This is a genomic window from Streptococcus parasalivarius (assembly GCF_054785155.1).
In genome coordinates this window covers 36,901-48,516 of sequence record NZ_BAABOB010000011.1, presented here as the reverse complement: position 1 = coordinate 48,516, position 11,616 = coordinate 36,901, and the positions used below count along the sequence as shown (strand labels likewise).

The 11,616-nt window shown below is 40.9% G+C and carries 12 protein-coding genes and 1 tRNA gene; 9 read left to right on the top strand and 4 right to left on the bottom strand.

What is annotated here, in order from left to right:
• The 5 genes from ACYVQ1_RS09825 to ACYVQ1_RS09805 form a co-directional block, all read left to right on the top strand.
• Nucleotides 1-188, top strand: a 188-nt coding sequence (locus tag ACYVQ1_RS09825) for a transposase (protein WP_461258415.1), incomplete at its 5' end; no start/stop codon positions are given.
• A gap of 244 nt (nucleotides 189-432) precedes the next feature.
• Nucleotides 433-1,674: an aminopeptidase gene (locus ACYVQ1_RS09820; RefSeq protein WP_461250535.1), complete on the top strand. Its 1,242-nt coding sequence runs from the start codon at nucleotides 433-435 to the stop codon at nucleotides 1,672-1,674.
• A gap of 19 nt (nucleotides 1,675-1,693) precedes the next feature.
• A complete protein-coding gene (locus ACYVQ1_RS09815) occupies nucleotides 1,694-1,924 on the top strand; it encodes a GlsB/YeaQ/YmgE family stress response membrane protein (protein WP_002889604.1) in 231 nt (76 codons plus the stop codon).
• A gap of 132 nt (nucleotides 1,925-2,056) precedes the next feature.
• Entirely contained in the window at nucleotides 2,057-2,485 is a 429-nt protein-coding gene (locus ACYVQ1_RS09810; RefSeq protein ID WP_002886332.1) for a MarR family winged helix-turn-helix transcriptional regulator, read from the top strand.
• A gap of 87 nt (nucleotides 2,486-2,572) precedes the next feature.
• The gene (locus tag ACYVQ1_RS09805) at nucleotides 2,573-3,118 is read left to right on the top strand and encodes an NAD(P)H-dependent oxidoreductase (RefSeq protein ID WP_461250534.1); all 546 of its coding nucleotides are present in this window, start codon (nucleotides 2,573-2,575) and stop codon (nucleotides 3,116-3,118) included.
• Between the two features lie 87 nt (nucleotides 3,119-3,205).
• Here ACYVQ1_RS09805 and ACYVQ1_RS09800 read toward each other — a convergent pair.
• The 3 genes from ACYVQ1_RS09800 to ahpC form a co-directional block, all read right to left on the bottom strand.
• A tRNA-Cys gene (locus ACYVQ1_RS09800) sits at nucleotides 3,206-3,276 on the bottom strand.
• A gap of 175 nt (nucleotides 3,277-3,451) precedes the next feature.
• Nucleotides 3,452-4,984, bottom strand: a complete 1,533-nt coding sequence (gene ahpF / locus ACYVQ1_RS09795) for an alkyl hydroperoxide reductase subunit F (protein WP_461250533.1) — start codon at nucleotides 4,982-4,984, stop codon at nucleotides 3,452-3,454.
• Nucleotides 4,985-5,000: 16 nt separating this feature from the next.
• Nucleotides 5,001-5,561 (bottom strand): alkyl hydroperoxide reductase subunit C, encoded by a 561-nt coding sequence (gene ahpC / locus ACYVQ1_RS09790; protein ID WP_037599758.1) that lies wholly within the window; start codon nucleotides 5,559-5,561, stop codon nucleotides 5,001-5,003.
• A gap of 272 nt (nucleotides 5,562-5,833) precedes the next feature.
• Here ahpC and rpsB point away from each other — a divergent pair, with 272 nt between their 5' ends.
• Nucleotides 5,834-6,601: a 30S ribosomal protein S2 gene (gene rpsB, locus ACYVQ1_RS09785; RefSeq protein ID WP_002886342.1), complete on the top strand. Its 768-nt coding sequence runs from the start codon at nucleotides 5,834-5,836 to the stop codon at nucleotides 6,599-6,601.
• A gap of 110 nt (nucleotides 6,602-6,711) precedes the next feature.
• Nucleotides 6,712-7,752: a translation elongation factor Ts gene (gene tsf / locus ACYVQ1_RS09780; RefSeq protein WP_002886343.1), complete on the top strand. Its 1,041-nt coding sequence runs from the start codon at nucleotides 6,712-6,714 to the stop codon at nucleotides 7,750-7,752.
• 105 nt (nucleotides 7,753-7,857) lie between these two features.
• On the opposite strand, the gene ACYVQ1_RS09775 is transcribed toward tsf, so the two are convergent.
• Complete coding sequence (locus ACYVQ1_RS09775) at nucleotides 7,858-8,328, bottom strand: COG2426 family protein (protein ID WP_461250532.1); 471 nt, start codon at nucleotides 8,326-8,328, stop codon at nucleotides 7,858-7,860.
• Between the two features lie 298 nt (nucleotides 8,329-8,626).
• Between ACYVQ1_RS09775 and ACYVQ1_RS09770 the strand changes: the two genes are divergently transcribed.
• Both ACYVQ1_RS09770 and ACYVQ1_RS09765 read left to right on the top strand, forming a co-directional pair.
• Nucleotides 8,627-9,082: a CtsR family transcriptional regulator gene (locus tag ACYVQ1_RS09770; protein ID WP_002889615.1), complete on the top strand. Its 456-nt coding sequence runs from the start codon at nucleotides 8,627-8,629 to the stop codon at nucleotides 9,080-9,082.
• Entirely contained in the window at nucleotides 9,083-11,533 is a 2,451-nt protein-coding gene (locus tag ACYVQ1_RS09765) for an ATP-dependent Clp protease ATP-binding subunit (protein ID WP_461250531.1), read from the top strand.
• Nucleotides 11,534-11,616 lie beyond the last annotated feature (83 nt).

The window sequence follows — 11,616 nt, the reverse complement described above, 5'->3', positions numbered from 1 at the left end:
AACACGCCAATTTAAAATATAAATTTGGTAACAGACATTTTTGGGCAGAAGGTTATTATGTAAGTACGGTAGGACTTAATGAAGCCACAATTAAGAAATATATTCAGGAACAAGAGAAGCATGATATCGCTTTGGACAAATTAAGCGTAAAAGAATATGAAAATCCCTTCAGGGATAATGGTAAGTAATGCGAATGCCTCTTTGAGAGGCTTGTGACGAGTCAAAAGCAATAAGACTTGAACAAAGTGAAAGCCAGCGTCTTTAGGCGCTGGCTGGTATTATGGGCTTATAGCCCTTGATCAAACCACCCGTTAGACGGGTGGTTATGATTTAGGGGTCTGCATGTGATGCTGAAAAGCCAAAGCTGAGAAGAAACCTTTTTCTTCGTCTTATGGTATACTGATAGAAAATTATAGTTTCAAGGAGTTAATCATGGTTTTACCAAATTTTAAAGAAAATCTTGAGAAATATGCTAAATTACTGGTTGCTAATGGGATTAATGTGCAACCTGGTCACACAGTGGCCTTGAGCATTGATGTAGAACAAGCAGAGCTAGCTCACCTCTTAGTAAAAGAAGCCTATGCTTTAGGAGCAGCTGAGGTAATCGTTCAATGGTCAGATGATATTATTAATCGCGAGCGCTTCTTGCATGCTGATATGGACCGCATCGAAGAGGTTCCTGCCTATAAAAAAGCTGAGATGGAATATTTGTTGGACAAAAAGGCAAGTCGCTTAGGTGTTCGTTCATCAGATCCAGGTGCCCTTAATGGTGTAGCTCCTGAACGTTTATCTGCCCATGCTAAAGCTACTGGAGTGGCCTTTAAACCTATGCAGGTGGCAACTCAGTCTAATAAGGTTAGTTGGACTGTAGCTGCTGCAGCTGGTAAGGAATGGGCTAAGAAGGTCTTTCCCGATGCTTCGAGTGATGAGGAAGCTGTAGATTTACTTTGGGACCAAATTTTCAAGACCTGTCGTGTTTATGAAGAGGATCCTGTACGTGCCTGGAAGGAACATGCTGATCGTTTGGATGCTAAGGCATGCCTACTCAATGAGGCACAATTCTCAGCCTTGCATTACCAAGCACCTGGAACAGATTTGACTCTAGGGTTGCCTAAAAATCACGTTTGGGAGTCTGCAGGTGCCATCAATGCGCAAGGTGAAGGTTTCCTTCCTAATATGCCAACAGAAGAAGTCTTTACGGCACCAGATTTTCGTCGTGCAGATGGCTATGTCTCAAGTACAAAGCCTCTAAGTTACAATGGCAATATTATTGAGGGAATCAAGGTAACCTTCAAAGACGGTGAAATTGTAGATATCACAGCGGACCAGGGCGATGAGGTGATGAAGAATCTCGTCTTCAACAATAATGGGGCGCGTGCTCTAGGTGAATGTGCTTTGGTACCAGATCCAAGTCCTATTTCACAGTCAGGAATCACTTTCTTTAACACTCTTTTTGATGAGAATGCATCCAACCACCTAGCTATTGGAGCAGCCTATGCTACCAGTGTTGAGGGAGGGGCAGACATGACAGAAGAGGAGCTTAAGGAAGCTGGTCTTAATCGTTCTGATGTACACGTAGATTTTATGATTGGTTCAAATCAAATGGATATTGATGGTATCCGCCAAGATGGTAGTCGTGTACCAATCTTCCGAAATGGGGATTGGGTAATCTAAGTATGATGGAGAATTTATCATGATTGGAAGTATGATAGTTGGTTTTCTAATTGGCCTTATTGCTTCTGCTATATCAAATAGGGGTGAACGTATGGGCTGTATTGGCAAGACCTTTGTTGGATGGCTAGGTGCTTTTGTTGGTCAGCTTCTTTTTGGAAATTGGGGACCGATGTTAGCAGATACTGCTATAGTCCCTTCGGTGCTAGGTGCTGTTATCTTATTAGCCCTTTTTTGGAATCGTAATAGTTAGAAATGAAAGAGTTCTGAGGTATTGGTTAGATATCTAAGGACTCTTTTTTCTTATTTTTTCATTTTCATATACCACTTTTAGAAAAACTGTGGTAGAGTAATAAAAACAGCATCTATTTGGAAAGGACTAGAAATGAGCGACTTAGATAAAAATATGGCTGTAAAAAGTATGGTAGTTATGCGTAAGGCTTTTCGTACCATCGATGCCAAGGTTTCTGAGACCTTTAAAGAATTTAATTTGACACCAACTCAATTTGGGGTCATGGACGTACTAAATGCCAAAGGACGTATGAAGATTGGCGAATTAATTGATCGCATGCTTGCTACCTCCGGTAATATGACTGTCGTCATTAAAAATATGGAGAAAAAAGGCTGGCTGACGCGAGAAGCCTGCCAAACAGATAAGCGTGCTTTCGAGGTTGATTTGACGGATGAGGGACGTCGTATTATTCAAGCAGCAATCCCCCCACATCAGCGAGCTATTGAGGAGACTTTTTCCGTTCTGACACCTGAAGAGCAGGCACAGTTGGTAGAGCTACTGAAAAAATTTAAGAATGTCTGAGCATATTTCTTTATCTTTCTAATGAAATCGCATATATTACTATGTAGTATTAATTATTAATTGTTAGAAATACAAAGGAAATGTATCATGAAAAACATTCTATTTATCGTTGGGTCTCTTCGTAAGGGATCATTTAACCACCAATTAGCAGAAGAAGCTGAGAAAATGCTAGCTGATAAAGCTAATGTTTCTTATCTTGACTATAGTCAAGTACCTGTTTTTAATCAGGATTTAGAAAATCCGGTTCTTCCTGTTTTGGCAGAAGTTCGAGAGCAGGTCTTGGCAGCAGATGCAATCTGGATTTTCTCACCGGTTTATAATTTCTCAATTCCTGGGCCAGTGAAAAATTTGCTTGACTGGTTGAGCCGCGCCCTTGACCTATCAGATCCTTCAGGACTATCAGCTCTTCAAGATAAGATTGTAACCGTATCATCAGTTGCTAATGGTGGTCACAATCAACTTTTTGATGTCTACAAAGAATTGTTACCATTTATCCGTACCCAAGTGGTTGGTGATTTTACAGCGACACGTGTAAATGATACAGCCTGGGTGGATGGAAAATTCGTAGCAACAGCAGAAGTTCTTGAAAGCCTTCAGACTCAAGCAGAGGCTTTGGTTGAAGCGATTAAATAAGAATAACGAATACCCGAGGTATCTAGCTTCGGGTATTTTTATATGCAACAATGAAAAAAGACACCCTAAGGTGTCCTCGTATTATGAAGGCGGTAGACGGATTTGAACCGACGATCAAGCTTTTGCAGAGCCGTGCCTTACCACTTGGCTATACCGCCATAACAGATACCATTCTATCGAAAAAACAAAGATTCGTCAAGTCTCTTTCATCAAATTGGCTGGTTGATTGTTCAAACTACCTATTTACGAGAAATATAAAGAGGCTGAAAGACATTCAACCTCTTTATGTTTCTTGTAATTGTTGTAGATAGATTACTAACACGTATGTTTTGATTATTGTCTAATCAAGTAATCAAAGGCTCCGATAGCAGCTGTAGCACCAGATCCCATGGAAATAATGATTTGTTTGTAGGCGCTGTCAGTACAGTCACCTGCGGCAAAAATACCAGGGATATTTGTTGAACCAAATTTATCAACGATAATTTCTTGGCGTTCATTGAGTTCAATACCACTGTCTTTGAGCCAAGCAGTACTTGGTACAAGACCAATTTGAACAAAGACCCCTTCAAGATCAAGATGTTTTTCTTCGTTTGTATCACGCTCAACGTAACTCAAACCAGTCACATGATCTTGACCAAGAATTTCTTTGGTTGCAACGTTCTTAAGAATGGTTAGATTATCAGTTTTAGCAGCTCGTTCTTGTAAGACTTGATCTGCCTTTAATTCAGGCAAGAACTCTAAGACTGTAACGTGTTTAGTAATACCCGCTAAATCCAAAGCAGCTTCCAAACCTGAGTTACCACCACCGATAACAGCAACATTTTTTCCTTCAAATAGAGGACCATCGCAGTGTGGACAGTAAGTAACCCCTTTATTGCGGAATTCATCTTCACCAGGAACGTTGATATTACGCCATTTGGCTCCTAGTGCTAGGATAGCAGTTTTAGCCTGTAGAACGGCACCGTTAGCTAGTGTGACTTCAATAAGTTCTTTCTTCTCAATGCCAGTAACTAATTGACTTTTGATGATATCAACATTGTAAGATTTTGTATGCTCTTCAACTTGGGCCATTAACTTAGGACCTTCTGTATATAGCGTACCAATCATGTTCTCAATGCCGACTGTCTCGATAACTTGTCCACCAAAGGTTTCTGCTAAAAGCCCAGTTTTAAGCCCTTTACGAGCAGCGTAAATTGCAGCACTGTTTCCAGCAGGACCACCACCAATAACCAAGACATCATAGACACCTTTATCAGCGAAAGCCTCAGCATCAAGTGGGCCGTCCAATTTTTCTACAAGCTGTTCAATGGTTGCACGACCAGACGTAAATTCTTCTTGGTCTTTGTAAACCGTAGGAACAGACATGATACCTTTGGCTTTGACCTCATCTTGATACATACCACCTTCAATCATGGTGTGGGTGATATTGGGGTTTAAAACAGCCATTATATTAAAGGCTTGAACAACGTCTGGACAATTGTGACAGGTTAGTGAAACATAAGTTTCTAAATCGATGGTTTTATCAATCTTCTTGATACGTTCGATAATATCCTCATCAACTTTAGGTGGACGACCAGAAACTTGCAAGAGAGCTAAAATGAAAGATGTGAATTCGTGGCCCATTGGTAAGCCTGAGAAAATAACACGACTTTTTTGCCCTTTTTGTGCAATACCAAAACTAGGTTGACGTTTTAAATGTGTTGATTCAAGACTAATACGGTCAGACATAGCGACAATCTCGTCTAGAAATTCTTTCACTTTACGAGAATTATCATCATCTCCTAAATCCGTTTGTAATACAATATCAGATTCTAGTAAATTTAAATACTGCGCTAATTGTGTCTTGATTTCTTTATCTAAGACCATGGATACCCCCTGGTTGTTAAATTTTACCTACAAGATCTAAGCTAGGAGTAAGTGTTTCAGCTCCTTCTTTCCATTTGGCTGGACAAACTTCACCTGGATGTTGACGAATATACTGAGCAGCACGGACTTTATCAACAAGAGTACTTGCATCGCGTCCAATACCATCAGCGTTAATTTCCATCATTTGGATAACACCATCTGGATCAATAATGAATGTACCACGTTGTGCGAGACCATCTTGTCCAAGAACATCAAAACCTTGTGAGATGTGATGTGAAGGATCCCCAATCATAGGATAAGTAATAGTTCCAACAACATCTGAGTCATCATGCCAAGCTTTGTGAACAAAGTGAGTATCGGTAGAGACAGAGTAAACCTCTACACCAAGAGATTTAAGAGCTTCATATTGTTCTTGAAGGTCACCGAGTTCAGTTGGGCAGACAAATGAAAAATCTGCAGGATAGAAGCAGAAGACCGCCCATTTACCTTTAACATCTTCATCTGTAACAGTAATGAATTCCCCGTTGTGATAAGCCTGTGCTGAAAATTCAATAATTTCTTTTCCGACTAATGACAAAATAATGTCCTCCTCTATTTTTGATAGCCTAATTATAAACGAAATACTCATCAACCTCAAAGAAAACGATTGCAATTTTAATGAGAGGGGGATTTTTCTAATGGTCAGACTGGTTTTAGAGCTTGTCAAATGTCACTTTTTTTGATAAACTATTATAGTTGCGTAAAGTGACAAATACTCATTCTAAGCCGATTGTGGTCTTGTTGCCGCAGGGTGGGACTGCAAGTCTAAAGCTTAGAAGAGGAAAAAACAATTTTTAAGGAGAAATACTCATGGCAGTAATTTCAATGAAACAACTTCTTGAGGCTGGTGTTCACTTTGGTCACCAAACTCGTCGCTGGAATCCTAAGATGGCTAAGTACATCTTCACAGAACGTAACGGCATCCACGTTATTGACTTGCAACAAACTGTAAAAATGGCTGATACAGCTTACGAATTCGTTCGTGAAGCAGCAGCTAACGATGCAGTAATCTTGTTCGTTGGTACTAAAAAACAAGCAGCTGAAGCAGTAGCTGAAGAAGCAACTCGTGCTGGTCAATACTACATCAACCACCGTTGGTTGGGTGGTACTCTTACAAACTGGGATACTATCCAAAAACGTATCGCTCGTTTGAAAGAAATCAAACAAATGGAAGCTGACGGAACTTTCGAAGTTCTTCCTAAGAAAGAAGTTGCACTTCTTAACAAACAACGTGCACGTCTTGAAAAATTCTTGGGTGGTATCGAAGATATGCCTCGCATTCCAGATGTAATCTACATCGTTGACCCACACAAAGAACAAATCGCTGTTAAAGAAGCTAAAAAACTTGGTATCCCAGTTGTAGCGATGGTTGATACAAACGCTGATCCAGATGAGATCGATGTAATCATCCCAGCTAACGATGACGCTATCCGTGCCGTTAAATTGATCACTTCAAAAATGGCTGATGCTATCATCGAAGGTAACCAAGGTGAAGATGCTTCTGCAGATTTCCAAGAAGCAGCTGCAGCTGATTCAATCGAAGAAATCGTTGAAGTTGTCGAAGGTGACAACAACTAATCTTTAAGATTGGTTAGGGCTATATGCCCACTTAAGATACGACAAACACCTAAGGGGCGGGGCTCAGCCCTGCCCCTTAGTTTGATAAAATAAATTTGGAGAAAAACAAAATGGCAGAAATTACAGCTAAACTTGTTAAAGAATTGCGTGAAAAATCTGGTGCTGGTGTCATGGACGCTAAAAAAGCATTGGTTGAAGTTGAAGGTGATATCGAAAAAGCGATTGAATTGCTTCGCGAAAAAGGTATGGCTAAAGCAGCTAAGAAAGCTGACCGTGTTGCAGCTGAAGGTTTGACTGGTGTTTACGTTAACGGTAACGTTGCAGCAGTTGTTGAAGTTAACGCTGAAACTGACTTCGTTGCGAAGAACGCTCAATTCGTTGAGTTGGTAAACGAAACAGCTAAAGTAATTGCTGAAGGTAAACCAGCTAACAACGAAGAAGCACTTGCATTGACTATGCCTTCAGGTGAAACTCTTGAAGCTGCATACGTAACTGCTACAGCTACTATCGGCGAAAAAATCTCATTCCGTCGTTTTGCAGTTGTTGAGAAAACTGATGCACAACACTTCGGAGCTTACCAACACAACGGTGGACGTATCGGTGTTGTTTCAGTTATCGAAGGTGGAGATGATGCTCTTGCAAAACAAATCTCAATGCACATCGCAGCGATGAAACCAACTGTTCTTTCATACACTGAATTGGACGAACAATTTGTTAAAGATGAATTGGCACAACTTAACCACGCTATCGATCAAGATAACGAAAGCCGTGCAATGGTTAACAAACCAGCTCTTCCACACCTTAAATATGGTTCTAAAGCTCAATTGACTGATGCTGTTCTTGCTCAAGCTGAAGAAGATATCAAAGCTGAGTTGGCTGCTGAAGGTAAACCAGAAAAAATCTGGGATAAAATCATCCCAGGTAAAATGGACCGCTTCTTGCTTGACAACACTAAGGTTGACCAAGCTTACACTCTTCTTGCTCAAGTTTACATCATGGACGACAGCAAAACAGTTGAAGCTTACCTTGAATCAGTAAACGCTTCAGTAGTAGAATTCGTTCGCTTTGAAGTTGGTGAAGGTATCGAAAAAGCATCTAACGACTTTGAATCAGAAGTTGCAGCTACAATGGCAGCAGCCCTTAACAACTAATTCTAGTTGCTAGATAAAAAGAAAGAAGTTACGTAAATGAATCGTAGCTTCTTTTTTGTTGCTATTAAAAAACGTCTGAGCATGCCCCAGACGTTAACAAAGTAATTAATGAGCGAAGGTATTTACACCAAGTAGAAGAGAGAGTGTTCCCATGATGATACCTGCAAGGATAACCCCCAGCATAACGGCAATAACACTACGTTTAAAGTCCCAATCTAGGATAGATGCTGCTAGGGTACCAGTCCAGGCTCCTGTTCCTGGAAGTGGAATTCCCACAAAAAGGAGGAGGGCCCAGAAGACCCCCTTATCTCCGGCAGCTTTTTCAAGTTTTTGGCCACCACTGTGACCTTTTTTAAGACACCAGGTAAAGAAGCCACCAATTAGAGGTTTGTCTGCCCCCCATTCGAGAACACGGCGGGCGAAGAAGAAAATAATTGGAACAGGAAGCATGTTCCCAATCACACAAAGAACGAGGGCCTGCCACCAAGGGATACCTGAGGCGATAGCAACAGGAACGGCTCCACGGAGCTCAACCAAGGGAATCATAGAGATTAAGAGTGCAATGATGTATTTCATGAGTAACCTTTCATAGAGAAATAAAATAAAGACTAAAAGTCACAAGAGCTTTATCAAGAGTGATAAGACTAATACTACTGCGAAAGTGTTAAAAAGTACTTGTTGGATTAGGTGGGGCTCAGCCTGTCAAAGTGTATCAAACACTTAAAGTTACCTAATATTTTAGTCTTATTTATTGTATCTTATATGGTCTCTAATGACAACTTTAAAAAGCTTTTTGAAGGTATAGTTTCCCATGTGCTGACATTTTTGGTATAATAATAGTCAGTTATAGTCAAATTAGACTGGAGGAATTAAGATGGCAAGAAATACATCAGATAGTATAGAAGAATATATTAAAGAATTGCTGGGCCAGTCTGGAATTGCTGAGATTCAACGCTCGAACTTAGCAGATACTTTTCAAGTTGTACCGAGTCAGATTAACTATGTTATTAAGACTCGTTTTACAGAAAGTCGTGGTTATATTGTTGAGAGTAAGCGTGGAGGTGGCGGTTATATTCGTATCGTCAAAGTCAGATTCTCTGATAAGCACCACATGATTAATGATTTGCTTCAGAACTTAGCGGATCAGCTCAGCGAGCAGGTATTTACAGACTTGATCCAGTTGCTTTTTGATGAAAAAATCATCACAGAACGTGAGGGAAATTTGATTTTAGCAACTGCAAGTGATGATATTTTAGGCGCAGATGCGGCTGCTATTCGTTCGCGTATTCTACGCTCGCTATTACTTAGATTGGATAGAAAAGGAAATTAGATGACGACATATTCAAGAAAAATGCAGGCTATTTTCCATCGTGCGCAGCTTGAGGCAGAGCGTTTTGGAAGTCCTTTTCTGGAGACTTGGCATGTGCTTCTGGCTATGGTTGAGGTTCCAGGATCTGTAGCCTACCTAACATTTACTGATTTTGAGGACCGTATTCGTGCGGAAGAGATTGAGACAGCAGCTGTACTAGCGATGGAGAAAAGTCCAAAAGACTTGTCTGAATCAGATTTTATCGATTTACGTGCACAGTCACATGCTTTAGAGGCTATGTTGCAAGAGGCAGAGGGAATTGCTGGTGTGACTGGTGCTGTAGAGGTAGGGTCTGAACATGTATTGATGGCCTTTCTCCTTCATAAGGATTTGATGGTTTGTCGTCTCCTTGAAGTTGCTGGTTTTCAATATAAGGATGACAGCGATAAGCCTCGTATTATCGATTTACGACGTTCTTTGGAGCGTTATGCAGGTCTTAGTAAGCAAGATTTGAAGGCCATTCATGACCTTCGTAAGCCTAAAAAATCAAAGACATCAGGAAATTTTGCTAATATGATGCAGCCTCCTCAATCTTCTACTGGGGAGTTGGCAGATTATACCAAGGACTTAACGGCAGTAGCCGAGTCAGGTGCTCTTGATCCTGTTATTGGACGTGAGAAAGAGATTTCACGCATGATTCAGGTTTTGAGTCGTAAAACGAAGAATAACCCAGTTCTTGTAGGTGAAGCAGGTGTTGGTAAGACAGCACTTGCGCTTGGCTTGGCACAGCGTATTGCTTCAGGCGAAGTACCTTTTGAGCTGGCTGATATGCGTATCTTAGAGCTTGATATGATGAGTGTGGTTGCAGGAACACGTTTCCGTGGTGATTTCGAAGAACGTATGAATCAAATCATTGATGAGATTGAAGCTGATGGAAAAATCATTCTCTTTATTGACGAATTGCATACGATTATTGGTTCTGGTTCAGGTATTGATAGTACCTTGGATGCGGCTAATATTTTGAAACCTGCTCTAGCACGTGGAACTCTTCATATGGTTGGAGCAACAACTCAAGCTGAGTACCAGAAGCATATTGAAAAAGATGCAGCTCTTTCTCGTCGTTTTGCTAAGATTACAATTGAGGAGCCAAGTGTAGCTGAGGCGATTGATATTCTAAAAGGCCTACGTTCGTCTTATGAAGACTATCATCGTGTAACGATTACTGATGAAGCGGTTGAGACAGCGGTCAAGGCGGCGCATCGTTATTTGACGAGTAAAAACTTGCCTGACTCTGCCATTGACCTTTTAGATGAAGCGAGTGCAACTGTTCAAGGTCGTATTAAAAAAGAAGCCAAACGTGAGATAACGCCTTTGGATGAAGCGCTTCTATCTGGTGATATGAAGTCTGCTGTTAAACAATATAAGGCTAGCCAAAAAGCAAAATTACCAAAACCTGCCTTGGTAGATGCGGATCAGATTATGCAAACCCTTAGTCGTCTATCAGGTATTCCTGTTGAGAAGATGACTCAGGCAGATAGCAAGCGTTATTTGAATCTGGAAGCAGAGCTTCACAAACGTGTTATTGGTCAAGACGAAGCAGTTTCAGCGATTAGTCGTGCTATTCGTCGTAACCAGTCAGGTATTCGTACTGGAAAACGTCCTATTGGTTCCTTCATGTTCCTTGGACCTACTGGTGTTGGTAAGACAGAATTGGCCAAGGCATTGGCGGAAGTTCTCTTTGATGATGAGTCAGCTTTGCTTCGCTTTGACATGTCAGAATACATGGAAAAATTTGCGGCTAGCCGACTTAACGGTGCTCCTCCAGGTTATGTTGGATACGATGAGGGCGGTGAGTTAACAGAAAAAGTTCGTAATAAGCCTTACTCAGTTCTTCTCTTTGACGAGGTGGAAAAGGCTCACCCAGATATTTTCAATATTCTCTTACAGGTTTTGGATGACGGTGTCTTGACGGATAGTCGAGGTCGTAAAGTTGACTTCTCGAATACCATTATCATTATGACTTCGAACTTGGGAGCGACTGCTCTTCGTGATGATAAGACCGTTGGTTTTGGAGTCCAAGACATTTCTCATAATCACCAAGCTATGCAGTCACGTATCATGGAAGAACTTAAGAAGGCCTACCGACCAGAGTTTATCAACCGTATTGATGAAAAGGTTGTCTTCCATAGTCTAGAGGAAGAGCAGCTTCGTGAGATTGTCAAGATTATGGTAAAACCGTTGGTATCAGCTTTGGCTGAAAAAGGGATTGACTTGAAATTCCAACCAGCTGCCCTCAAGCATTTAGCTAAAGATGGCTATGATGTTGAGATGGGTGCTCGTCCATTACGTCGCACGATTCAAACTCAGGTGGAGGATAAGTTATCTGAGCTCTTACTAGGTGGGCAAGTAGTTAGTGGACAAACCCTTAAGATCGGCTGCTCGAAAGATAAATTAACCTTTACAGTAGTGTAAAAATCAAACAAAAAGACAGATTACAGGTGTAGTTTGTCTTTTTGTTGTGTCAATAGGAGTCAAGATAGAGTCAATCTTTCTGT